The sequence below is a fragment of the Streptomyces tagetis genome (assembly GCF_018069565.1).
In the GTDB taxonomy this organism is placed as follows: Bacteria; Actinomycetota; Actinomycetes; order Streptomycetales; family Streptomycetaceae; genus Streptomyces; species Streptomyces tagetis.
Map to the genome: position 1 here is coordinate 523,852 of NZ_JAGPNL010000002.1, position 23,060 is coordinate 546,911.

23 protein-coding genes and 1 pseudogene are annotated in these 23,060 nt (G+C 74.6%); 10 read left to right on the forward strand and 14 right to left on the reverse strand.

Annotated elements, in window-relative coordinates; genetic code table 11:
• Positions 1-50: 50 nt before the first annotated feature.
• The 5 genes from J5Y05_RS10405 to J5Y05_RS10425 all read right to left on the reverse strand — a co-directional run bounded on the left by J5Y05_RS10405 (position 51) and on the right by J5Y05_RS10425 (position 4,871).
• Entirely contained in the window at positions 51-476 is a 426-nt protein-coding gene (locus J5Y05_RS10405; protein WP_210870681.1) for an SsgA family sporulation/cell division regulator, read from the reverse strand.
• A gap of 108 nt (positions 477-584) precedes the next feature.
• Positions 585-1,565: an LLM class F420-dependent oxidoreductase gene (locus J5Y05_RS10410; protein ID WP_210870684.1), complete on the reverse strand. Its 981-nt coding sequence runs from the start codon at positions 1,563-1,565 to the stop codon at positions 585-587.
• Between the two features lie 112 nt (positions 1,566-1,677).
• Positions 1,678-2,637, reverse strand: a complete 960-nt coding sequence (locus tag J5Y05_RS10415; RefSeq protein ID WP_210870687.1) for a threonine/serine dehydratase family protein — start codon at positions 2,635-2,637, stop codon at positions 1,678-1,680.
• Between the two features lie 106 nt (positions 2,638-2,743).
• Positions 2,744-3,421: an AIM24 family protein gene (locus J5Y05_RS10420; protein WP_210870690.1), complete on the reverse strand. Its 678-nt coding sequence runs from the start codon at positions 3,419-3,421 to the stop codon at positions 2,744-2,746.
• 124 nt (positions 3,422-3,545) lie between these two features.
• A complete protein-coding gene (locus J5Y05_RS10425) occupies positions 3,546-4,871 on the reverse strand; it encodes a CAP domain-containing protein (protein ID WP_210870694.1) in 1,326 nt (441 codons plus the stop codon).
• Between the two features lie 203 nt (positions 4,872-5,074).
• Between J5Y05_RS10425 and J5Y05_RS10430 the strand changes: the two genes are divergently transcribed.
• A complete protein-coding gene (locus tag J5Y05_RS10430; protein ID WP_210870697.1) occupies positions 5,075-5,947 on the forward strand; it encodes a universal stress protein in 873 nt (290 codons plus the stop codon).
• Between the two features lie 23 nt (positions 5,948-5,970).
• Here the strand turns inward: J5Y05_RS10430 and J5Y05_RS10435 are convergent, their stop codons facing one another.
• On the reverse strand, positions 5,971-7,257 hold the full coding sequence (locus J5Y05_RS10435; protein WP_210870700.1) for a DUF4032 domain-containing protein: 1,287 nt from the start codon (positions 7,255-7,257) through the stop codon (positions 5,971-5,973).
• 175 nt (positions 7,258-7,432) lie between these two features.
• Between J5Y05_RS10435 and J5Y05_RS32455 the strand changes: the two are divergent.
• Both J5Y05_RS32455 and J5Y05_RS32460 read left to right on the forward strand, forming a co-directional pair.
• A pseudogene (locus J5Y05_RS32455) lies at positions 7,433-7,576 on the forward strand (AQJ64_40280 family protein); the annotation flags it as partial.
• 104 nt (positions 7,577-7,680) lie between these two features.
• A complete protein-coding gene (locus J5Y05_RS32460; RefSeq protein WP_307853864.1) occupies positions 7,681-7,824 on the forward strand; it encodes a hypothetical protein in 144 nt (47 codons plus the stop codon).
• Between the two features lie 68 nt (positions 7,825-7,892).
• Here J5Y05_RS32460 and J5Y05_RS10440 read toward each other — a convergent pair whose 3' ends face one another.
• Complete coding sequence (locus tag J5Y05_RS10440) at positions 7,893-8,639, reverse strand: MBL fold metallo-hydrolase (protein ID WP_210870702.1); 747 nt, start codon at positions 8,637-8,639, stop codon at positions 7,893-7,895.
• A 77-nt stretch (positions 8,640-8,716) separates the two neighbouring features.
• A complete protein-coding gene (locus J5Y05_RS10445; RefSeq protein ID WP_210870705.1) occupies positions 8,717-9,349 on the reverse strand; it encodes an alpha-ketoglutarate-dependent dioxygenase AlkB in 633 nt (210 codons plus the stop codon).
• Between the two features lie 187 nt (positions 9,350-9,536).
• On the opposite strand from J5Y05_RS10445, the gene J5Y05_RS10450 reads away from it, so the two are divergent.
• Both J5Y05_RS10450 and J5Y05_RS10455 read left to right on the forward strand, forming a co-directional pair.
• Positions 9,537-10,190 carry a TetR/AcrR family transcriptional regulator gene (locus J5Y05_RS10450; RefSeq protein ID WP_307853828.1) on the forward strand — a complete coding sequence of 218 codons (654 nt, stop codon included), beginning with the start codon at positions 9,537-9,539 and terminating at the stop codon, positions 10,188-10,190.
• Positions 10,191-10,261: 71 nt separating this feature from the next.
• Positions 10,262-11,935: an FAD-binding dehydrogenase gene (locus J5Y05_RS10455; RefSeq protein ID WP_210870707.1), complete on the forward strand. Its 1,674-nt coding sequence runs from the start codon at positions 10,262-10,264 to the stop codon at positions 11,933-11,935.
• Positions 11,936-11,948: 13 nt separating this feature from the next.
• Here the strand turns inward: J5Y05_RS10455 and J5Y05_RS10460 are convergent, their stop codons facing one another.
• Both J5Y05_RS10460 and J5Y05_RS10465 read right to left on the reverse strand, forming a co-directional pair.
• Positions 11,949-12,302 (reverse strand): DUF488 domain-containing protein, encoded by a 354-nt coding sequence (locus J5Y05_RS10460; protein ID WP_210870710.1) that lies wholly within the window; start codon positions 12,300-12,302, stop codon positions 11,949-11,951.
• Between the two features lie 94 nt (positions 12,303-12,396).
• Positions 12,397-13,299: a LysR family transcriptional regulator ArgP gene (locus J5Y05_RS10465; protein WP_210871437.1), complete on the reverse strand. Its 903-nt coding sequence runs from the start codon at positions 13,297-13,299 to the stop codon at positions 12,397-12,399.
• A 69-nt stretch (positions 13,300-13,368) separates the two neighbouring features.
• Here J5Y05_RS10465 and J5Y05_RS10470 point away from each other — a divergent pair, with 69 nt between their 5' ends.
• Positions 13,369-13,983, forward strand: a complete 615-nt coding sequence (locus tag J5Y05_RS10470) for a LysE/ArgO family amino acid transporter (RefSeq protein ID WP_210870713.1) — start codon at positions 13,369-13,371, stop codon at positions 13,981-13,983.
• Positions 13,984-14,117: 134 nt separating this feature from the next.
• A complete protein-coding gene (locus tag J5Y05_RS10475; RefSeq protein WP_210870715.1) occupies positions 14,118-15,419 on the forward strand; it encodes an MFS transporter in 1,302 nt (433 codons plus the stop codon).
• 4 nt (positions 15,420-15,423) lie between these two features.
• Here the strand turns inward: J5Y05_RS10475 and J5Y05_RS10480 are convergent, their stop codons facing one another.
• Together J5Y05_RS10480 and J5Y05_RS10485 are read right to left on the reverse strand one after the other, a co-directional pair.
• On the reverse strand, positions 15,424-15,879 hold the full coding sequence (locus J5Y05_RS10480) for a cyclic nucleotide-binding domain-containing protein (RefSeq protein WP_210870719.1): 456 nt from the start codon (positions 15,877-15,879) through the stop codon (positions 15,424-15,426).
• Between the two features lie 620 nt (positions 15,880-16,499).
• Positions 16,500-16,721 carry a hypothetical protein gene (locus J5Y05_RS10485; protein ID WP_210870723.1) on the reverse strand — a complete coding sequence of 74 codons (222 nt, stop codon included), beginning with the start codon at positions 16,719-16,721 and terminating at the stop codon, positions 16,500-16,502.
• Positions 16,722-16,880: 159 nt separating this feature from the next.
• On the opposite strand from J5Y05_RS10485, the gene J5Y05_RS10490 reads away from it, so the two are divergent.
• The 3 genes from J5Y05_RS10490 to J5Y05_RS10500 all read left to right on the forward strand — a co-directional run bounded on the left by J5Y05_RS10490 (position 16,881) and on the right by J5Y05_RS10500 (position 19,073).
• Complete coding sequence (locus J5Y05_RS10490) at positions 16,881-17,327, forward strand: ATP-binding protein (protein WP_210870726.1); 447 nt, start codon at positions 16,881-16,883, stop codon at positions 17,325-17,327.
• A 176-nt stretch (positions 17,328-17,503) separates the two neighbouring features.
• On the forward strand, positions 17,504-18,385 hold the full coding sequence (locus J5Y05_RS10495) for a SigB/SigF/SigG family RNA polymerase sigma factor (protein WP_210870729.1): 882 nt from the start codon (positions 17,504-17,506) through the stop codon (positions 18,383-18,385).
• A gap of 253 nt (positions 18,386-18,638) precedes the next feature.
• Positions 18,639-19,073, forward strand: a complete 435-nt coding sequence (locus J5Y05_RS10500) for a hypothetical protein (RefSeq protein WP_210870732.1) — start codon at positions 18,639-18,641, stop codon at positions 19,071-19,073.
• A gap of 68 nt (positions 19,074-19,141) precedes the next feature.
• Here J5Y05_RS10500 and J5Y05_RS10505 read toward each other — a convergent pair whose 3' ends face one another.
• Complete coding sequence (locus J5Y05_RS10505; protein WP_210870735.1) at positions 19,142-21,388, reverse strand: FUSC family protein; 2,247 nt, start codon at positions 21,386-21,388, stop codon at positions 19,142-19,144.
• Between the two features lie 90 nt (positions 21,389-21,478).
• A complete protein-coding gene (locus J5Y05_RS10510; protein ID WP_210870737.1) occupies positions 21,479-22,852 on the reverse strand; it encodes an NAD(P)/FAD-dependent oxidoreductase in 1,374 nt (457 codons plus the stop codon).
• Positions 22,853-23,060: the final 208 nt, after the last annotated feature.

The following is a 23,060-nucleotide window of genomic DNA, read 5'->3' on the forward strand; positions in this document are numbered from 1 at the left end:
CGGGCGCCGGAGCACCCCGGCGCCCGGTCCCCGGGTCCGCCTCCGGGCCGTCAGCCCTCGGCCATGACCTGGGCGAGGAAGTCGTCGAGGCGGACCTCCTCCTCCCCGGGCCGTACCACCGCGTACGTCTCCCGCAGGAACGCCGCGACCGGCGCCGCCCAGACGTACACCACCGCCCGGTGCCGCCGCCCGTCGGGACGGGTGTCGCCGAGGAACTCCAGGCGCACTTCCTCCCACAGCCCCCGGGACTCCGGCCGCATCCGCACGTCACCGACGCCGACCGGCCGCAGCAGCGCCTCGCCGACCATCTCCCGGTCCAGCGTCCACCGCGCGAGCACCCGGCCGTCGTGGGCGAAGACCACGGTCAGCGCGAACGGGTCGGCGGCGTCGTAGCCGAGGTGGGCGAGCACCGGGAAGCGGTCGGTCTCACCCGCCTGGAGCTGCACGACCAGGGTGGTGCGCACGGGGCGGTTCACGACGGGAGACCTCCGGGAGGACGGGTGCGGTCGGACACAGGGCGGCTAGTACCCCGTCCGACCGCCCGATGCTCACGCAAGCGGGTGATTCCCCCGGCACGGGTGGTTTCAGGACCCCTCGCCCAGCGTGTCGCGCAGGGCCGGCAGCAGCGTCGTGCGTGACCAGTCCAGGAAGGCCGGCTGGGTCTCCCCGCCGGTCTGCACCAGCGCGATCTCCGTGAACCCGGCCTCCGCGTACGGGCGTACGGCGTCCACGAAGGCGGCCGGATCGTTCCCGCAGGGGATCGACGCGGCGACGTCCTCGGGCGTGACGAACCGCGTCGCCGCCGCGAACGCGTCCGGGTGCGGAAGCTCCGCGTTGACCTTCCAGCCGCCGCCGAACCAGCGGAACTGGTCGTGGGCGCGGGCGACCGCCGCCTCGCGGTCCGGGTCGTAGGAGACGGGGAGCTGGCCGACGCGCGGTTTGCCGGTGCCGCCGTGCCGGTCGAAGGCGCTGAGCAGCTCCGGCTCGGGCTCGGTGGCGATGACCAGGTCGGCGAGTTCGCCGGCCAGCGCGCAGGACTGCTCCCCGGAGACGGCGACGCCGATCGGCGGCGGGGTCTCCGGCAGGTCCCACAGCCGGGCCGACTCCACGTCGAAGTGCTCGCCGCGGTGGTTGACGTGGCCGCCCTCGAAGAGCGCGCGGATGATCTCCACGGCCTCGCGGAGCATCGCGTGCCGCACGTCCACGGCGGGCCAGCCGCCGCCGACCACGTGTTCGTTGAGGTTCTCGCCCGCGCCGAGGCCCAGCCGGAAGCGGCCCCGCGACAGCAACTGGAGCGTCGCCGCCTTCTGCGCGACCACCGCCGGGTGGTAGCGGAACGTCGGGCACGTCACGTAGGTCATCAGCGGGATGCGCGACGTGGCCTGGGCGGCGGCGCCCAGCACGCTCCAGGCGTAGGGCGCGTGCCCCTGCGAGCGCAGCCACGGGAAGGAGTGGTCCGAGGTGACCGAGAAGTCGAAACCGGCCTCCTCGGCCCCCACCAGATGGTCCACGAGCGCCCGGGGCCCGGCGTGCTCGGTCATCATCGTGTATCCGATTCGCACCATGCGGCGGCGAGTCCCCGCCCTGGCCGCCCGGAAACGACGGACACCCGCCGACGCCCGCCGACACCGGACGTCGCGGGCGCCGGTGCGGGGCGCGGGGGCCGGTCGCCCGGCGTCAGCGCAGGCCGAAGCGGTCCGTCCAGGCGGCCATGTCACCGGCCTGCGCGTTGCCCCCGCACACCACCAGCCCGATCCGGGCGCCGTCGCCGACCCGCTCCACCACGCGCCGCGCCGCGGGCAGCAGGCATCCGGCGGCCGGCTCCGTCCACAGCTTCGCGTGCTCCGCGAACTCCAGCGATCCCGCGACCGCCTCCCGGTCCGGCACCACCAGCACCTCCGTGACCAGCTCCGACACCATCTCGTACGTCAGCCGCGACACGGCCGGCGCGCTGAGCGTGGTGACGATCGACGACAGCTCCACCGGCGTCGGCCCGCCCGCCGCCAGCGCCCGGGACATGGACTCGGCGCCCTTGGTCTCCACCCCCCAGACCCGCACCCCGGGCCGCCGGGCGCGCAGGGCCGCCGCCACCCCGGAGATCAGCCCGCCGCCCCCGATGCTGACCAGGACGTCGGTCAGCTCGCCGGCGTCCTCGGCGAACTCCAGCCCCACCGTGCCCTGCCCGGCGATCACCACCGGGTCGTCGAAGGGGTGGACCAGCGTCAGCCCCTCCTCCCGCAACCGGTCCACCAGCGCGAACGCGCCGTCCATGCCGTCGGTCAGCCGCACCACGGCCCCCGCCTCCTCGGCGATGCCGACGGAACGGGCTAGTGCCGACCGGGGCATGACCACGGTGGCCTTCACGTCCAGCGCGGCGGCCATGACGGCCACGGCGATGCCGTGGTTGCCGCCGCTGACCGCCACGACCCCGGCGGCCCGCTCGGCCTCCGTCAGCGTCAGCAGCTTCGCCACCGCTCCGCGCGCCTTGAACGACCCGGTGCGCTGGAGCAGTTCCAGCTTGGCGGTGACCGGGACCCCGAGCAGCGCGGACAGCCCGGGGCTCGGCACGGTCGGGGTGCGTACGACATGTCCGGCGATCCGCTCGGCCGCGGCTTCGATCCCGGTGATCCCGATCAAGGCAGTCTTCCTTCCGGCACGGGCGGTGTTCCGCGCCCCGGGCAGCTTTTCGCGTGGTACCGCCCCAGGTCAACAGCGTGCCCGGGGCCGGTCGCCGCGCGCACGCTCAGTGCTGCTGCGCCTTCTGCGGCGTCGCCTCGCTCGGCCGGACGACGACGAAGCCCTCGCCCTGGAGGACGAGTTGCACGACCTCCCCGGAGCCGCCGCGCAGCATCGAGCCGACGGACTGCGAACGGTGCAGCGACGTCGAGAGCCCCGCCGACCAGCCGACCACCGCGTCGGTGTCGACGTGGACCGGGTACTGGTGGGAGACCGGGATGACCAGCGGGTCGCCCTCGCAGACCAGGCCCAGCTTGCCGTGCCCGGTGAAGACGCTGTTGAACAGCCCGCCGCCGACGATGCCCACGCCCTTGACGGTGGAGATGCGGTACGACAGCGACGCGTCGAAGCACAGCACGTTGCGGCCGTTGACGGTGAACTCGTCGCCCGGCTCCAGCTCCACGATGAAGCAGTTCTGCGCCTCGTGCGCGAACCACGCCTCGCCCTGGCCGCGCACCGTCATCAGCGGCAGCCCCTCCCCGGTGACCGCCCGCTTGAGCATGCCGCCCACGCCCTGGCCCTTGCGCTCGAACTGGAGGCCGCCCCGGTAGGCGATCATCGCGCCCTGGCGGGCGAGCATCTCGCCGTTCACCACGTACCGGACGCACTTGGGGTTCTCGACGGTCATGCCCGGCGCGGTGGCCGGATGCACCATGTGCCGGCTGGAAAACAGGTCACCCTTCATGAGGGCATCCTGACCCGGATCGTCCGGTCTGCCAAGATCGGTGCCGGTTTTCGCGCGGGCGGTTCCTGAACTGGTGCCGGGCGGGGCGTGCGACGCGGGGGTGCCGGGCGGGGCGGGGCGCGGGTCAGCCGCCGAAGAGCTGGGTCCAGTACGTGGCGGCCCGGCCGCCGCCGGCCAGACCGGCGCCGATGTGGGTGAAGTCGCCGCTGAGGATGTTGGCGCGGTGCCCGGGGCTGTTCATCCAGCCCTCGACGACGGCGGTGGGGGAGCGCTGCCCGCAGGCGATGTTCTCGCCGACGCGGCGGTGCGTGGCGCCCGCGGCGGCGGCCCGGTCCCAGGGCCGGTCGCCGTCGGGGCCGGTGTGGGCGTAGAAGTCCCGCTCCGCCATGGCCGTGCTGTGCGCCTGCGCGGCGGCAGCGAGCCGGGGATCGGGGGCGAGCGGGCGCAGTCCGGCCGCCGTCCGCCGCCGGTTGGTGAGCGCGACGACCTCGGCCGTGGTGCGGTCCAGCCCGGCCGGCGTCAGCGGCACCGCCCACAGCACCGTCCAGTAGGTGTCGCCCGAGGGCCCGGTGGCGTGGGCCCATCCGGCGTGGGTGAAGACGGGCTCGTGCAGGGTGCGGCGGGCGCCCTCGGTCTCCCGGCAGGAACCGACGAACTCGGCGGCGGTGCGCGGCCCGAGGACCAGGTGCTCGCCGACGGTGAGGTAGGCGAACCCGGCGGCGACGACGCGCTGGTGGACCGAGACGCCGTCGCGGCTCTCGACGGCGAGCGCGCCCGCCCCGGCCATCGCCTCCGCGTGCGCCCGCGCCGCCGAGGCGAGCCGGGCGTCGCGCGCGACGGGCGGTGAACCGGCCGCGGCCCGCGCCGAGTTGACGAGGCCCAGGAAGCCGTCGGGGTCGCCGCCCGCGTCGACGGCGGGTGGCCCGGCCGGGGCGGGTGCCGGGGTCGCGGCGCCGGCGGCCCGGTCCGCCTCGTCGGCGACGTCGACGCCGAAGTCCCGGGCGAGTCCGGCGAGTCCGTCGGCGTACCCCTGGCCGAGCGCGCGCAGCTTCCACCGGTCGCCGCGCCGGTAGAACTCCGCGAGCAGCAGCACCGTCTCCGGCCCCGGGCCCGGCGGCGTGAACCGGGCCACCGGCGCCCCGCCGGGGCCGCTCACGCGCAGGGTGGGGGAGGGGAGGCCGGCGAGCGGGGTGCCGGGGTCGGCGGCGGTGACGGCGACCGTGACCCGGGTGGCGCCGGGCCGCAGCCCGGCCGGATCGAGGGCGAGGGTGTCCCCGCGCAGGTGGGCACCGGGCGCGTCCGGCTGGTTGTAGAAGACGAAGTCCGCGTCGCCCGCCACCTTGCCGCCGTCGTCCGTCACGAGTGCCGAGACGTCGAATCCGCCGGGCACCCGCACGTCGAGGGGCCCGTCCGGCACCGTCAGATTGCCACCGGGTACCAACTCGCTCATCCTGCCGCCCTCGGTCGTGGTCGTCGTCGCTGCTGCGGTGGGGCGCCGCGGTGGGGGTGCCGTGTGAACGTCCGCCGGAGGGCGGGTGTTCCCGGCCGCACGGCACCCGTCCCCGGCCGGGGCGGCTCCCGGTGCGCGGTGGGGCGGCGCGGGTGGTGAAGACTGGCCCCGATGGACGTGACCCGACGACAGGGAGGGAACCGATGACGCGCCCGATCACCGCAGGGGTGGACGGAACCGACGAGAGCCTGGCCGCGCTGGCCTGGGCGGCGAGGGAGGCGGTCCGCCGGGACGCGCCGCTGCGGGTGGTGCACGCCTGGCGCTTCCAGACGCGGCACGCCGTCGACGCCGGGGACCGCGAGACCCAGCAGCGGTGGGTGCGCGAGACCGTGGAGGCCGCCGCGCGCACCGTCGCCGGACGCCACCCGAACCTGGAGGTCGGCACCGAGGTACGCGAGGGCGACGCCGCCGCCGTGCTGCTGGAGGAGGCCGCCGCCTCCGGCACGCTGGTGCTGGGCTCGCGCGGCCACGGGCCCGTCGTGGGCTTCCTGCTCGGCTCCGTCGGCCGGCAGGTGATCGCCGGGAGCGAGCGGCCCGTCGTCCTCGTACGGGCCGGGGACCGGGCCGACGCCGAGGCCGGGGGCCGCGAGGTCGTCGTCGGTCAGCAGGGGGAGCCGGAGGACAGCGCCGACGCGCTCGGGTTCGCCTTCGAGACCGCCGCCGCGCGCGGCGCCTCCGTACGCGCGGTGCGGGCGTGGACGCTGCCGCCGGTGTTCGCCTACAGCCCGGGGTCGATGAAGCTCCTCGACGAGGCGGGCGGCCTGGAGCCGTACGAGCGGACGGCGCTCTCCGAGGCGCTGGAACCGTGGCGGGAGCGCTTCCCCGGCGTCCGGGTGGTCGAGCACGTGGAGATGGGCAGCGCCGGGCAGGTGCTGTTGTCGGTGGCCGGGCAAGCGCAGTTGATGGTGGTCGGGCGCCGGGCCCGCCGTACGGCCGTTGGCGCGCGGATCGGCTCGGTGGCGCACGGGGTGCTGCACCACGCGCAGTGCCCGGTGGCGGTGGTCCCGCACGCCTGAGCGGGCGCCGGGAGCCGAGCCGGTCAGCCGCGGGTGGGGTCCGCCGCCGGTGCAGGTCCGGACCCGTGCGGGTCACCCGCGGGGCGTGGGACGGCGGCGGCCTTCGGCAGGACGTGCGCGACGTAGTCGGCGACGGCCGCCTCCAGGCCGATGTCCTGCCCGGCCCGCTCGGAGAGCTGCCAGCGGTGCTCCAGCAACTCGTGGTAGACCTCGGCCGCGTCCATGGTGCCGCGCAGTGCGGGCGGCACGGCCCGCACGGTCGGCCGGAAGACCTCGCGCACCCAGCGGTGGGCGAGCACCTCCGGCCGGGCCCCGGCCCCCCGGGCTGCGCCGGGCGGCGCGTGGTCGTCCTGGGTGGCCATCCAGGACTCCAGGTCGTTGAGCAGCCGGCGCGCCTGGTTCTCCTCCGTGTCCAGCCCCGTCAGCCGCAGCAGTTGGCGCTGGTGGTGGCCCGCGTCGACCACCTTGGGCACGAAGGTGACCGTGTCGCCGTGCGGGGCGCGCTCGATCTGCATCTCGGCCACGTCGAAACCCAGGTCGTTGAGGCGCCGGATGCGGCGCTCCATGTAGTGGTGCTTGCCCGCCGGATAGACCGAGGTCCGGGTCAGCTCCTCCCACAGCCGTTCGTAGCGCACGCAGATCTCGGTGCCGAAGCCCACCGGGTCGACGGAGGGGTGCAGCGCCCCGGACGCCTCCAGGTCGAGCAGTTCGCCGCTGATGTTGACCCGCGCGAGGTCGAGGTCGTAGGCCCGCTGGCCCTCGCTGAGCCGGGGGTGCAGCTCCCCGGTCTCGGCGTCGACGAGGTACGCGGCGTAGGCGCCCGCGTCGCGCCGGAAGAGCGTGTTGGAGAGCGAGCAGTCGCCCCACGCGAACCCGGAGAGGTGCAGCCGGACCAGGAGCACGGCCAGGGCGTCCATCAGCCGGTGCATGGTCGCCGGGCGCAGCGTCGTCTCGAACATCGACCGGTAGGGCAGCGAACCGCCCAGGTGGCGGGTGATCAGCACCGGCTCCAGCGGCCGGCCCGCGTCGTCGGCGCGGCCGGTGACCACGCCGAGCGCGTCCACCGCGGGGATGCCGATCCGGTCCAGGTCGCGCAGCAGCCGGTACTCGCGCAGCGCGGGCCGTTCGGCGAGTTCCTTGACGGCGATGACCTCGTCGCCGGCCCTGGCGTAGCGCACGACGTGACGGGAGATGCCGCGCGGCAGCGGTACGAGGTGCTCCTCGGGCCACTCCTCCAACGGCAGGTGCCAGGGCAGTCGGAGCAGGAGCGCGGGGTGTTCGGGGTTGGTGGCACTGATCTGCAAGGCCATGGCCCCGACTCTAGGTGATCCGGGTCGAAGCCTTGCCGCCGGTCGGACATGTGCCGTCCGGGCAACCTGGCGAGGGCCGGAGGCGTCCTGCCCGATGCCGCGGGTCGGGGCAGTGCCCCTGACCGGACGGCACAGAACGCGAGACCGTGTGCCGAGTGCCTGAGCAGAGGTGGACATGACGTACCAGAACGCCGTGGTGACGTGGGTCGACGTACGGGACGGGCTGCCTCCGAGCGGTTCTCCGGTGGCGGCGGCGATCACCGGTCGGTACCGGCCCGACCCCTTCGCCGAGCCCGGTACGGCAGCGGCGTCGGGGGAGGACTTCTGGCTGGTGAGGCCGATGGTCTTCATCGCTCTGCACTGCGATGAGAACGGGACGGAGCACACGGACTTTGCTTCGTCGACTCCGACGAGGTCGTCCGTCTGCCGTACAGCCCCCGCAGTGACGAGACCATCACCCACTGGGCGCAGCTGCCCACCCTGCCGGGCAGGACGACGCACCTGCTCCTCGGGGACGACGCGCTGACGGCCCTGCGGAACACCTGGGACGCACGTTCCGCCACCTGACCCGAAGCCCGCCCGGAGACCATGCGCGCCCGTCCGGATCGGCCCCCGGGTCGCGGGGCGGGGCCGCGCTACCGCGACCGTTCCCGCGCCCGGCGCACGGCGTCCTTCACCGGGCCGTGGTGCGCGGGCCCGTGCCCGGGGAGGAGCACGTCGGCGTCGAGTTCCGCGAGGCGGTCCAGGGAGGCCAGCGCGCGGGCCCGCTCGTGGTGGAACATGTCGGGCAGCATCTGGGGCCCGTGCAGGCGGGAGGTCCCGTGGCCGCTGATCAGCGCGTCACCGGAGATCACCACACCGGCCCCGGGCAGGTGGTAGGCGCAGTGGCCGTCGGTGTGCCCGGGGGTGGGCACCGGGACGGGCCGGCCGGGCAGGTCGAGCGCCCCCTTCGCCGGGAAGGGCGCCGGGTCCGCCACCGGGACCCGGCGCGTCCCGCCGGAGCGGAGCACGCGCGCCGTCCAGGGCAGCACACCGGGCCGCCAGGCGTTGCGGAGCACCGTGGTGCCGGTGATCTGCTGGAGGAAGTCGCCCCGGGCATGGGGGACTTCGGCCTCGTGCATCAGGACGGGCGTGCCGTGGGCGGCCCGCAGGTGCGCGGCGGAGCCCAGGTGGTCGGCGTGGGCGTGGGTGATCAGCACCGCCGCCACCGCCTCGGGTGAACTGCCCACGGCGGCCAGGGAGTCCAGCAGCGCCTGCCGGTCCCCGGGGTAACCCGTGTCGACGAGGGTCACCGCGTCGCCGTCGGTGAGGATGACCCAGTTGGCGTCCCTGCGGTGCACCAGGTAGGTGCCGTCCGCGACTTGCCGTACGTCCGCGCGCATCGTTCTCCCTGTACTCCAGGCGGCGTTGAGGAGAGCCAGTCAACCAGGGCGGGGTGTGGCGCCGTGCGCCTTCGGCGTCACCGGACGCCGTACGGGCGGAACTGGACGCTGATGCGGGGGCCCGCGGCCCGGGTGCTCTTGGGGACGCAGTGCTCCCAGGTGCGCTGGCAGGAACCGCCCATCACGATCAGGTCGCCGTGGCCGAGCGGGCGGCGCACCGTCGCCCCGCCACCGCGCACCGGACGCAGCAGCAGGTCCCGCGCGGCGCCGACGGAGAGGATGGCGACCATCGTGTCCTGCCGGGCGCCGCGCCCGATCCGGTCGCCGTGCCAGGCGACGCTGTCCCGGCCGTCCCGGTAGTGGCACAGGCCGGCGGTGCGGAAGGGTTCGCCCAGTTCGCCGGCGTAGTGGGCGGACAGCGCGTCGCGGGCCTCGTCCAGTACGGGGTGGGGGAGCGGGTCGTCCGTTCCGTAGAAGGCGAGCAGCCGGGGCACGTCGACGACGTGGTCGTACATGGCCCGCCGTTCCGCGCGCCAGGGCACGTCGGCGGCGAGCCGTTCGAAGAGGGCGTCGGCCCCGCTCAGCCAGCCGGGCAGGACGTCGATCCAGGCCCCGGAGGCGAGCGGGGTGCGGGTGATCCCGTCGAGCGGGCCGAGCCGGATCTCGTCCGTCTGGTCGAAGAGCGATCCCTGGAGGTGGTGCGTGGCCATGGGGCCAGCGTACTCCTGGATCGAATATCTGTTCTATATGCCTGCCCGATATGACCGCCGGGGGTGCCCGCAGATGGCCGCCGGGGGTGCCCGCACGGGTGTTCCCGATACACCGCCGTATCGGATACATTCGCGTATCCGGTGGCGCGCGGGCGTGACCGGGAGGGAAGAAGGCGAGGGGTGCCGCGTGGACGGAGTCGAGTGCGTGGACGCCGCGGCGCCCGCCCGCCGGGTCACCAGGCGCCGCGCCCGCACCCGGGCCGACCTGCTGGCCGCCGCCTTCCGGGTCTTCGCCGCCAAGGGCTTCGGACGCGTCTCCATCGAGGAGATCTGCGAGGCGGCCGGCTACAGCCGCGGCGCCTTCTACTCCAACTTCGACAGCCTCGACCACCTCTTCTTCGCCCTCTACCGGGAGCGCGCCGAGCTGATCGCCGAGCAGGTGGCCGGCGCCCTCGCCCTCGACGGACCCGACCTGGACGTGCCCGCCGCCGCGGACCGCGTCACCGAGGTCCTGCTCCTGGACCGGGACTGGCTCCTGGTCAAGACCGACTTCCTGGTGCACGCCGCCCGGAACCCGGACGTCGCCCGCACCCTCCTGGAACACCGCGCGCGGCTGCGGCGCGCGATCGCCGACCGGCTCGACCGGGCCCGCGACCACCTCCCGCTCCCCGCCGTCCTCGGCGACGCCGAGGGCGCCGCGCACGCCGTGGTCGCCGCCTACGACGGGGTCACCACCCAGCTCCTCCTGGACCGGAACACCGGGCACGCCCGTGCCTGGCTGCGCCGGCTCCTCACCGCGCTGCTCACCGGCGCGGGGGGCCCGGTCACCGGACCCCGCTGAACGGACCCACCGACGTACCGATACACCGACACCACACACCGATTGCCGATGCCAAGGAAGGGACGGGCGCCATGGATGCCGACGTCATCGTGGTCGGAGCGGGACTCGCGGGCCTGGTCGCGGCCCACGAGCTGACCAGCCGCGGCCGGAAGGTCGCCCTGGTCGACCAGGAGAACGCGGCCAACCTCGGCGGCCAGGCGTTCTGGTCCTTCGGCGGGCTCTTCCTCGTCGACTCGCCCGAGCAGCGCCGCCTCGGGGTCCGGGACTCCTTCGCGCTGGCCTGGAGCGACTGGCAGGGCAGCGCCGCCTTCGACCGCACCGAGGACGAGGACTCCTGGGCGGTGCGCTGGGCACGGGCGTACGTCGAGTTCGCGGCGGGGGAGAAGCGGTCCTGGCTGACCGGGCACGGGATCACCTTCCTGCCCACCGTCGGCTGGGCCGAGCGCGGCGACCTCGGCGCGGGCGGGCACGGCAACTCCGTGCCCCGCTTCCACATCGCCTGGGGCACCGGGACCGGCGTCGTCGAACCCTTCGTACGCCATGCCCGGGAGGCCGCCCGCGAGGGGCTGCTCACCTTCCACCACCGGCACCGCGTCGACGGACTCGTCGTCGAGGGCGGCGCCGTGCGCGGGGTGCGCGGCACGCTCCTGGCCGAGGACGCCTCACCCCGCGGGGTCGCCTCCGGCCGGGAGGCGGTGGGCGAGTTCGAGCTGGGCGCCCAGGCCGTCGTCGTCGCCTCCGGCGGCATCGGCGCCGACCACGACACCGTGCGCCGCCACTGGCCCGCGCGGCTCGGCACCCCGCCCGCCGAGATGGTCACCGGCGTCCCCGCCTACGTCGACGGCCGGATGCTCGGCATCAGCGAGGCGGCGGGCGCGCGCCTGGTCAACCGCGACCGCATGTGGCACTACACCGAGGGCGTACGCAACTGGGACCCGATCTGGCCCGGCCACGGCATCCGCATCCTGTCCGGGCCGTCGCCGCTCTGGTTCGACGCGCTCGGCCGCCGCCTGCCCCAGCCGTACCTGCCCGGGTACGACACCCTCGGCACCCTGCGCCACCTGCGCACCGCCGAGGACCTGGCCGGCCACGACCACTCCTGGTTCATCCTCACCCGGAAGATCGTCGAGAAGGAGTTCGCGCTCTCCGGCTCCGAACAGAACCCGGACATCACCGCCAAGGACCGCGCCGGGGTGCTGCGCAGCCGCCTGCTCGGCAAGGGCGCACCGGCCCCGGTGGAGGCGTTCCTGCGCCGCGGGGCCGACTTCGTGACCGCGCCCGGCCTGGAGTCGCTCGTCGAGCGGATGAACGGGCTGACCGAACGGCCGCTCCTCGACCCCGCCCTCATCCGCCGCCAGATCGAGGCCCGCGACCTCCAGATGGCCAACCCGTACGCCAAGGACGCCCAGGTCCAGGGCATCCGCAACGCCCGCCGCTACGTCGGCGACCGCCTGGGCCGGGTGGCGACCCCGCACCGCGTCCTCGACCCGGAGGCGGGCCCGCTCATCGGCGTCAAGCTGCACGTCCTCACCCGCAAGACCCTCGGCGGCATCCAGACCGACCTGGACTCCCGCGCCCTGGGCGCCGACGGCACCCCCGTCGACGGTCTGTACGCGGCGGGGGAGGCGGCCGGGTTCGGCGGCGGCGGGGTGCACGGGTACAACGCGCTGGAGGGCACGTTCCTGGGCGGCTGCCTCTTCTCGGGCCGGGCCGCGGGCCGGGCGGCGGCCCGTCAGACGGCCTGACCGGTACGGGGCCTCAGCCTCCGTCGAGGACGCCGCGCAGCACCGACGCCTGGCTGCGGTCGGGCGACTTGGACGCCGTCAGCAGCGTCACGTCGCCCGAGCGCACCAGCTCCCGCAGATGGTCCACGAGCCGCGCCGCCTCGGGCTCGGCCAGCTCGGCCTCGTAGCGGCGGGCGAACTCCTCGTAGGAGCCGTCACCGGCGTGGAACCAGCGGCGCAGCTCGGACGAGGGGGTGAGCCCCTTGGGCCACTCGTCGATCCGGGCCGCGTCCTTCGCCATGCCCCGGGGCCACAGCCGGTCCACGAGCACCCGCACCCCGTCCTCCGGCTCGGGCGAATCGTAGATCCGACGCACACGAACAGCCACGGCACGCTCCTTTCCACGCCACACCCCCACTGCCCGGGAGCCTACGACGCGGCCGTCCCGTGGACCCCGGGACGGGGTCCGTTCGAGCGGTTGTTCAGGGGCGGAGGGTCGCGGTGGCGGTTTCCGCCACCGCTTCGGCGAGGGCGGCGAGGGCGGGGGAGTCGAGGCGCCACTGCTGCCAGTGGAGGGTGATGTCGGTGGCCAGGGACGGCGCGAAGTCGGTGAGGCGGCCGGCGGCGAGGAGCGGGGCGGCCTGGGGTTCGGGGACCATGCCCCAGCCCAGGCCGGCCGCGATCGCCTCCACGAACCCCTCCGAGGTGGGCACGTGGTGCCGGGCCCGGCTCGCGGAGGGCAGGCCCAGGCGGCGGGCGAAGGCGTCCTGGAAGTCGTCGCGCCGGTCGAAGACCACCACCGGCGCACGCGCGATCACCTCGGCCGGCGGGCCGTCCAGGTGCCGGGCCGCGAAGCCGGGGGAGGCGCAGGGCAGGTAGCGCATCCGGCCCAGCGCGCGGACCGAGCACCCCGGCACCGGGTCCGGCGAGGACGTCACCGCCGCCATCACCGCGCCCTCCCGCAGCAGGGCCGCCGTGTGCCCCTCGTCCTCACGGCGCAGTTCGAAACAGAGCCCCGCCTCCGGCGGCACCCGCGTCAGCGCCCCGAGGAACCAGGTGGCGAGGGAGTCGGCGTTGACGGCGACGGAGACGCGCGTCGGCTCCCCGGCGCCGCTCAGCCCCAGTTCGGCCGTGGCGTCCCGCTCCAGCCGCGCCACCTGACGGGCCAGGCGCACCAGCACCTCGCCGGACTCGGTGGGCCGCACCGGCTTGGTGCGCGTCAGCAGGACCCGGCCGGTGCGCTTCTCCAGCGCCTTCACCCGCTGGCTCACCGCGGACGGCGTCACGTGCAGCGCGGTGGCCGCCGCGTCGAACGTGCCCTCGTCCACCACGGCCAGCAGGGTCCGTACCTGGTCCAGCGGGAGTCCCGCGAGCGCCGTCGTCATCACGAAGGCTAAGGATACGTAAGAATCTTTAGCTGTACGCGTGGTGATCGCCGTCTTAGCGTCGAGATCATGACCAACGCCCTGACCACCGCGGTCGCCGGCTTCGGCACCGGACTCTCGCTCATCGTCGCCATCGGTGCCCAGAACGCCTTCGTGCTGCGCCAGGGCATCCGCCGTGACGCCGTCCTCGCCGTCGTCGCCATCTGCGCCCTGTCCGACGCCGTCCTGATCGCCCTCGGCGTCGCCGGGGTCGGCGCCGTGGTCGTGGCCTGGCCGGGCGTGCTGACCGTCGTCGGCTGGACCGGCGGCGCCTTCCTCCTCGTCTACGGGGCGATGGCCGCGCGGCGCGTGCTGCGGCCGGCCGGGGCGCTGCGGGCGGAGGGGGAGGCGGCCGGGTCGCGCCGCCGGGCGGTGCTCACCTGCCTCGCGCTGACCTGGCTCAACCCGCACGTCTACCTCGACACCGTGTTCCTGCTGGGCTCGGTCGCCGCCGACCGGGGCCCGCTGCGCTGGGCCTTCGGGGTGGGCGCCGCCTGCGCCAGCCTGTGCTGGTTCGCGGCGCTCGGCTTCGGCGCCCGCCGGCTCGGCGGCGTCCTCGCGCGGCCTGCCGCCTGGCGGGTGGTGGACGCCCTCGTCGCCGTCACCATGATCGTGCTCGGCGTCACGCTGATCGCCGGTGCCTGAGCGGACCGGCTGGTTTCCGGCTCGGGAGCCCCGGGCGGGGCGGGACCACGATTCGGGCAGGCTCCCGGGCCCGTGGCGGGAGCTGCCATAGTGATCTCCGCAGCCGACCGTTGTATCGAGCACGTAGGAAGCGCGTGGACACGAGCGAGAGCAGCAACCCGCCCCGGGAACAGGACCCCGCCCCGGAACCGGCCCGCCCCCGCGGCTGGCGCCGCTGGGCCATGGACACCCGGCCGCTGCGCCGCCCGGCCTACCGCCGGCTCTGGTCGTCGACGATCGTCACGGCCGTCGGCAGCCAGCTCACCGCCGTCGCCGTGCCCAAACAGGTCTACGACATCACCGGCTCCTCCGCCTGGGTCGGCGCCGCGAGCATGGCCGGACTGCTGCCGCTGATCGTGTTCGCGCTGTGGGGCGGCGCGATCGCCGACACCGTGGACCGCCGCAAGCTGCTCCTCGTCACCAACACCGGCATCGCCCTGACCTCGCTGCTCTTCTGGGTCCAGGCCGCCACCGGACTGGAGTCGGTCGGCGCCCTGATGGTGCTCCTCGCGGTGCAGCAGGCGTTCTGGGGGCTGAACGCGCCCGCCCGCAACGCCTCCATCGCCCGGCTGGTGCCGGCGGAGGAACTGCCCGCGGCCAACGCGCTGGGCTCCACCGTCATGCAGACCGGCCAGGTCGTTGGCCCGCTGCTGGCCGGCGTGCTCATCCCGGTCGTCGGCCTGGCCGAGCTGTACCTCATCGACGCGCTCGCCCTGTGCGTCACGGTGTGGGCGGTCTACAAGCTGCCCGCCCTGCCGCCGCTGACGGCGACCGCGACCCGGCGCCGCGCCGGCCTCCGCGAGATCGCGGCCGGGTTCCGCTACATCGCCGGGCACAAGGTGCTGCTGCTCTCCTTCGTCGCCGACATCATCGCCATGGTCTTCGGCATGCCCCGCGCCCTGTTCCCGCAGCTCGCCGCCGAGACGTACCCCTCGTACGGGGAGGGGCTGGCGCTGGGCCTGCTGTTCGCGGCGATACCCGTCGGCGCCGTGGCCGGCGGCCTCTTCTCCGGCACGTTCTCGCGGGCCCGGCGGCACGGCTGGATGGTGATCGGCGCGGTGGTCGTCTGGGGCGCGGCCATCGCCGGCTTCGGGCTGAGCGACAGTCTCTGGCTCGCCGTGGCCTTCCTCGCCGTCGCGGGCCTGGCCGACATGGTGTCCATGGTCTTCCGCGGCGCGATCCTGCTCTCCGCCGCGACCGACGAGATGCGCGGGCGCATGCAGGGCGTCTTCACGGTCGTCGTCGCCGGCGGCCCGCGCCTCGCCGACGTCCTGCACGGCAGCGCCGGTTCCCTCTACGGCCCGCGCGAGGCGGTCGCCGGCGGCGGGCTCCTCGTGGTCGTCGTGATGCTCGCCCTCGCCGCCGCCGTGCCCGCCCTGCGCCGCTACCGGGTCTGACCCCTCACAGCACGCCCCGGCCGTGCGGCGTGTAGTGCTCCATGAGCCGGCCCCGGGTGTTCTCCAGCCGGTGGGCGAGGATCTCGGCGACGGTCCGCACCAGCACCATGCCGAGCTGCGGGTCCGCCTCGCACAGCGCGAGCACCGAGGAGGCGTCGAACTCGTAGGCCCGCACCGGGCTGAACGCCTCGGCGCCGAAGTCCCAGGCGTACGGCGGGAAGAGCCAGGACCAGCCGAGCAGGTCGCCGGAGCCCAGGCTCGCCACGGTGACCTGTCGCAGGGACGTCACCTGCTGGGTCAGGGAGACCGCCCCGGAGCGGATGACCCAGAAGCGGTCCGCCGTCCCGCCCGCCTCGAAGATCCTGGTGTCCTCGGGGAAGGACACCTCCCGGGCCAGCCCCATCAGGCGTTCGCGCTGGGGCGGCGGAAGCGCGGGCAACAGCTTGATCGCTTCGGTCATGACGTGGGGCTCCTCGCCGACGACTCGGTCCCGGGGCTTTCCCTCCGCCCATTTTCCGCCGCGCGTGACCCACCGGGCACCTCGGCGGCGGGCGTCTTACGGGCCCGGTCCGGCGGGGGTGCGCGCGGGCAGGAGAAAGCCCTGGCTGGACGGGGGAAGCCAGCCAGGGCCGTCTGCGGTGACGCACGGAGGACGCGGGGGTCGACTCCGTCGCCACGTATGGGTGAACCGTAAACCATTGGTGAGGGTTCCGCGAAGCCGGAACCGGGGCACGTGACCTGTTTCACTTCGGCCACCCTCGGTCATCCCCGGCCAGGGATCGATCCCCGCCTGTCAGAACTGGTCGTCCGGTGTCGGACATGGTCACCCTCCGGGGCCGTCGGCGGCGATGTCCAGTGGTGCCCGGACCGTCCTCGGGGCCCGGTCGCCCGGGTCGGGGAGCAACGTCCCGGCCTCCGGGACCCGGGCACGCGCCGGGTCGGCCGCCATGCCGACCCGGTTCCCCGCTCCGGCCGGGTCAATCACCGCCGGACCGGGTCCTCACCGTACGGACCGGTCCGTACAGAGCCCCGTACGCCCGGCCCCTGACCCGGGCCGGGCCGCTCGGGGGCGGTCCCGGCTCAGAGCGGCCGGCCGTGGCGGCCCGGGGTGACGACCTCGTCCAGCACCCTCAGCACCGCCTCGTAGGCGAGGGTGCGCACCTCGGCCTCCCGGGCCCCCTCGGGATCGGTCGCCCGCAACTGCTCGCGCCGCTCCCGCCAGTTCCGCTCCTGTTCCGCGGCGCAGGCCCGCGCACGGTGCAGGCGGCGCAACAGTTCGTCCGAGTCCACAACATCCGTCATGCACTCCGCGTACCCCCACTCGCCGACGGAAGGCCCGTTGAGCCGTACGGAGGGCATCGGGTTTGGCGGTGCCCTCGGCGGTCAGCCGGAGACGACAGGCCCGCGGCGGCGCGGGCCCGGCCCGGACCCGGACCGCCCCACCGACCTGGGAGCCGACCGATGAGCGACAGCGACCCGACCGAACCGGCCGCGCGGTACCCCGGCGCCGAGCGGCGCCGGTGGTTCCGGCCGCGCAGACCGGCCGAGGCCCGCAGGACCGTGGAACGCGTGGTCACCGAGTGCTGCCACGCCCGCCACACCCCGTGCGACGCGGGTGCCCTCTCGGACGCCGTGCTCGTCGCCTCGGAGCTGACGACCAACGCGATCCTGCACGCCGGAGGCGTCACCGACTTCCGCGTCGAGGTCGTCGTCGGACCGGGGGTCCGCCTCTCGGTCAGCGACCGCAGCAGCGCCCTGCCGGTGCTCGTGGAACCGGCCGGTCCGCAGGGCCGCCGGCGGCTCGGCGGGCGGGGCTGGCCGATCGTGTGCCGGCTCGCGCGCGAGGTGCGCGTGGCAGACCTTCCGGCGGGTGGCAAGTGCATCACCGTCGTCGTTCCGCTGTCCTGAGGACTTTTCGCGGTCCGGAGTTTCGTCCGCCGGGCCAGGGGCAGTCGCAGTCTCGTGCTTCGGACCGGAGGCGCAGCAGCGGGAACGGCATGGCCGCGTGACCCTCCGGGAGTCCTGAGAGCAGGGCCGTTCCCGCGGACAGTCCCCTGAAGTCCACCGTTCAGGAGCGAATCCGCATGCTCATCGAAACCCCCACCACTCGTTCCGATTCCCCTTCCCCCGAGTCCGTGACCGACCCCTCCGCCCCGTCCGCCACGCGCCGCCGGCACGACGACGCCCCCGACACGGTGGCCCTCTTCGGCCGGCTCGCGGGACTGCCGGAGGGGCCGGAGCGTGACGCGGTCCGCGATGACCTGGTCACCGCCTGGCTCCCCATGGCCCACCGCATCGCCGGACGTTTCCGGGACCGCGGCGAGTCCATCGAGGATCTGCGCCAGGTGGCCGCCCTCGGCCTGGTCAAGGCCATCGACCGTTTCGACCCGGAGCGCGGGGCCTTCGAGAGCTACGCCGTGCCCACCATCACCGGCGAGGTCAAGCGGCACTTCCGGGACCGCATGTGGGCGCTGCGCGTGCCCCGGCGGGTGCAGGAACTGCGCAACAAGGTGCGCGTGGCCCGCCGCGAACTCACCCAGAGTCCGGGCAGCCCCGAGCCCTCCGTCGCCGCCCTCGCCTCCCACACGGGGCTGACCGAGGACGAGGTCAGCGCCGGGATGGAGGCGCTGGAGAGCTTCAGCACCCTGTCGCTGGACGCCGAGCTGTCCGACGGCGACGACGGGTACAGCCTCGCGGACACGATCGGCTCGGCCGACTCCTCGTACGACGTGGTCATCGACCGCGAGTCCGCCAAGGAGGGGCTGCGCCGGCTGCCCGAGCGCGAGCGGGCCATCCTCTACATGCGCTTCTTCGAGGACATGACGCAGAGCCGCATAGCGGACCGCCTGGGCATCTCGCAGATGCACGTCTCGCGGCTGATCAGCCGCAGTTGCGCCCGGGTGCGCGACGAGGCGATGGGGCAGCGCGCCGGCCGCCCGGGGACGGGCCGCCCGGCGACGGCCTGACGGCCGCGGTCCCCGGCGAAGGGCTGCCGGGGGCCTCGACGGGGCTCGCACGGTCCCGGGCGGCCCGCCGACGGCGGGCACCGCCGGGGCCGCTTCGCGCTGTCCCGCACGGCGGCCGGCCCCGAACCCGCCCCCTGCCCGCTCCCTCGCGCACGGCGTGCTGCCGCGCCCCGTTTCCCCCGGGCGGTTTCCCGTCCGCGGCGGAACGCGGGTGCGGGGGTCTGAGCCGCGCGCCACGGGGAACACGGGACGGATGAACGAACACGAGATTCCTCCGCCGGACGGACGTCCCGTGGACGTCTATCTGGATCTCCTGCGCATCCGCATGGAGACCGCCGACTACCAGCTCCTGCTCAGTGTCGTGGAGCCTGTCCTCCAGGCCATCGACGAGCACCAGATGCCGACCATCGACTTCTCCCTGGACGGCGACGGGGCCGAGACCCTGCCCCAGGAGATCCGGGACGAGGCCGCCCTGGTCATCGCCACCGCCGTCACCGGCCGGCTCGACAACGAGGTCGTCGAGATCGACACCGACGAGACCGGACCGGTCAGGGTGGTCACCGACGCCGTCACCGCGTCCGATCCCGAACGCCTCGGCGAGATCGCCGACTACCTCAAGGACCGCCACCGCCAGAACGAGGAACTGCGCGGCATCGCCGAGGCCAGCGGGCTGCCCACCGACTTCTGAGCCGCCGGCCGGCCTCCGGCGCACCACGGGCGCGCACCACGGCGCCCTCCCCGGCGTCCCGGGGCCCGTCAGCGCCCCGGCGCCGCCACCGGCACGTCCAGCGGCCGGGCGAGGCCGACCACCGCCTCGTCCAGCCGTTCCAGATGCCGCAGCACCCGGCCGGTGATCCGCCCGTAGCGCGGCATCCCGTCCGCCCGCTGCTCCAGCAGCGAGGCGATGCTCGGCCCCGTCTCCACCTCGACCGCCGCGTGCTCGTCGGCGACGCGCGCGGCGATCGCCTCGATGTTGCGCACGGTACGGGCCACCGCCCCGCGCAGCCGGGGATCGGCCGCGATCGAGGGATGGGTGGGCAGCAGCTCCGCCGTCGCGGCCAGCGACCGCGCGTGGTACGCGCACGTCTCCAGCAGCGCCACCACGTACTGCGCCGCGTCCCGCCGGGCCCGCATCGGCGTGATCGGGTGGGTCAGCGGCTGGGTGGCCGCCCGCAGATCGCCGAGGGCCTGGTCCAGCTCGCGCGCCGTGTCCAGCAGGTCCGCCGCCGGGCCGCCGCTGAGCTGGTCGACCGCGCCCTCGGTGACGTCCACCAGCCGCTCCAGCACCGTGCCCAGCAGCTCGTTGGTCCGCCGGTCCGTGCGCACCGGCAGCACCAGCGCCGCCGCGAAGATGCCGCAGGCCGCGCCGAGCGCCGTCTCCTCCACGCGCAGCACCAGCACCGACAGGCTGTACGTCTGGAGCACCGTGTAGAGCAGCCCGAGCATCGCGGTCACGAAGAACGACATCAGCGTGTACGACAGCGGCGCGGTGTAGAACATGGCGAAGACGAAGAGCAGCACCAGCGCGAACGCCGTCCACGTGTGGTCGCCGACCAGTCCGGCCAGCACGATGCCGGCCACCACGCCCAGGACCGTGCCGAGCACCCGGCGGTAGCCCTTGACCAGGATCTCGCCGGTGGACGCGGTGTTGAGGAAGACGATCCAGCAGGTCAGCACCGCCCAGTACCAGCGCTGCGAGGACAGGAACTCCCCGCCGACGATGGCGAGCGAGGACCCCACGGCCACCTGCACCGCGGCGCGGGTCGTGGGCCGCCGCAGACCGGTCGGCTCTTCCTCGGCGGCCCGCTCCTCGCCGGCGTCGATCGCCGCGTCCTCGGCGTCCAGCTCCTCGCGCGAGCGGGCCGTCGCGGGGCTGTCGTCCGACTCGTCCTGCGGCCCGTCCAGCGCGATCCGCAGGCCCATCACCGCGCGGGCGGCCTCACCGATGCCGCGGAAGACGTCCTGGAGGGCGGCGCCGGCACGCGGCAGGTTCTCCTCGTCGCGGTAGCCGAGGAGCCGGTTGCGCAGGTGGGCGAGGGCCGTGCCGCGGGCCTCGGCCGGCGGGCGCAGCACGAGCGCCTGGAGCGCGCGGAGGTCGCGGCGCAGCTTCGCCATGGCCTCGTCCTGGGCCGGGGCGTGGTCCACCAGCGGGGTGACGGCACCCGGCAGGTGCAGGGTCAGGGTGTCCGCCCGCTCGGCGCTGCGCGCGGTCAGCAGGAGCAGCCCCAGCCGCTCGGCGGCGATCTCGGCGTCGGCGATACGGCGCTGCACCAGCCGGGCCGTGGACTGGTCCGGCGTGCCCTCCTCCAGCCGGGACTGGATCATCAGGGCCGTCTCGTGCAGCCGGGCGGTGCCCTCCCGCATGGACTCCAGCACCTTGTCGACGTCCTCCGGACCGGCCTCCAGCAGGGCGATCTGCGCCGCGATGAGCTGGGCCAGCCGGGCCCGGAACGCCTGCCGCAGCCGTTGCAGCACACCCGCGCTCGTGGTGGCGACCACGCCGAAGCGCACCGTGGCGCTGCACGCGAAGGCCAGCACGACCGTGCCGTACAGCGACGGGAGCTGGGCCGGCTCGGCGCCGACGAAGAGGGAGACGAAGTAGACCTGGAAGCCGATCAGTCCCAGGGTGGTGCCCCGGTCCCCGAACCGGCGGCCGTAGACCGCGCAGAAGATGAGGACGACGAAGAACGCGTCCCCGACGACGACCCGCGTGGAGAGCAGGGTGCTCAGGGTCACCGAGGCCAGCGCCACCGGCAGCCCGAGGGCGAGGGTGACGGCCTGCGCGCCGCGCTGCTTCTCCCGGATGGCGAAGGTGGCGACCATCGCCACCATGGCCCCGGCCACCAGGTGCGTGACATCGGCGCCGAACAGCCGCAGCACCAGCAGCGCGAGGGCGATCGCGCCGACCGTGCGCAGCCCGGCCATGAGCCGCAGCAGACCGGGGTCGGACGCGGCGACACGGTCGCGCAGTCGCGTCCGCACCGAGCGCCCCGCTGCCTTCACGCCGCCGTACTCTCCCGATTCACACCCGATTCACGCCGAGATCCACTTCTCAGCATGTCATGCCCCGCGCGGTACGCTCCCCCCGGGGCGCTACCGGGCCCGGCCGGCGCTCTCGACCCGCTCCCGCACCTGCTCGGCCGTCAGGTAGGCGTCGGTGTACTCGAAGTCCTTCAGCCGGGCCGGTTTGCGGGCCTGGAAACCGGTGCGGACGAAGTCGTCCCCGGCCATCGCGTTGAGTATCCAGCTCACCCCCACCCGGGCCTTGGCCACGTTGGTGCGCAGCGCCGACCAGTGGTAGCCGCGGGCCACCGCCTGGGCGGGCAGCCCGCGCAGCTCCACGCCGAGCGGCTTGGAGACCGCGTCGGTGCCGCCGAGGTCGACGACGAGCCCGAGGTCCCTGTGGTGGTAGGGCCGCAGCGGCTGGTTGCGCAGGGTGGCGATGAGGTTCTCGGCGACGTGCCGGCCCTGCCGGCCCGCGTGCTGGGCGGTCGGCGGGCAGACGGCGCCCTCCTGGCCCTTGGCCAGGTCCGGCACCGCGGCGGAGTCGCCCAGCGCGAACACCCCGTCGTAGCCGGGCAGCCGCATCTCGGAGGTGACCGCGAGCCGGCCCCTGACCGTGTCCGCGCCGAGCGTGGCGATGAGCGGGCTGGCGACCACGCCGGCCGTCCAGATCAGCGTCCGGGTCGGCACCACCCGGCCGTCGGTGAAGGTGACCTCCTCCGCCCCGGCCTTGGCGATGGAGACCCCGAGGGAGATCTCGACACCGCGCCGGGTGAGGATCTGCTGCGCGCTCCGCCCCAGCTTCTCGCCCAGCTCGGGCATGAGCTTCGGCGCGATGTCGATCAGGTGCCACTTGATCAGGCCCGGGTCCAGCCGCGGGTAGCGCTCGACGGCGGCGTGCGTCAGCCGTTGCAGACAGGCCGCGGTCTCGGTGCCCGCGTAGCCGCCGCCGACCACCACGAACTGGAGCCGCGAGGCGCGCTCGGCCGGGTCCTGGCTGGCGTCGGCGAGGTCGAGCTGCGAGATGACGTGGTCGCGGATGTACGCCGCCTCGGCCAGCGTCTTCATGCCGAAGGCGTGCTCGGTGAGGCCGGGGATGTCGAAGGTGCGGGTGATGCTGCCGGGTGCCAGCACGATGTAGTCGTACGGTTCGTCGACGATCTGGTCGGTGATGGTGCGCACCACGCACACCTTCGCCTTGAGGTCGACGCCGACGGCGCCGCCCGGGATGATCCGGGTGCGGTAGCGGCTGCTGCGGCGCAGTGACAGCGCGATCGACTGGGGCGTCAGCACCCCGGAGGCGACCTGGGGCAGCAACGGCAGGTAGAGCTGGTACGAGAACGGTGTCACGAGGGTGATGCGGGCTTCTCGAGGGGAGAGCCTTCGCTCCAGCCGGCGGACGCACTCCACGCCGGCGAAACCTGCGCCGACCACCAGAATCCTGGGTCGTGTCACGGTGTCCATCCCCTTTCTGCGGCTACGGGCGGATATGCCGCGATGGCCATGCGCCTGCCCGGAGATCGCCGCTTCGCACCTCTTCGATCTCACCCCACCGGCGTCGTTCCGGCGAGCCGAATGGAGCAGCCAGGGGACGCGGGCGGGCCCCGCGCACCGGGCGGGACCGGCGGCGGGGCCTGAGGCCGGGTGTTCACCCGGGAGAGTGGAACCGCGG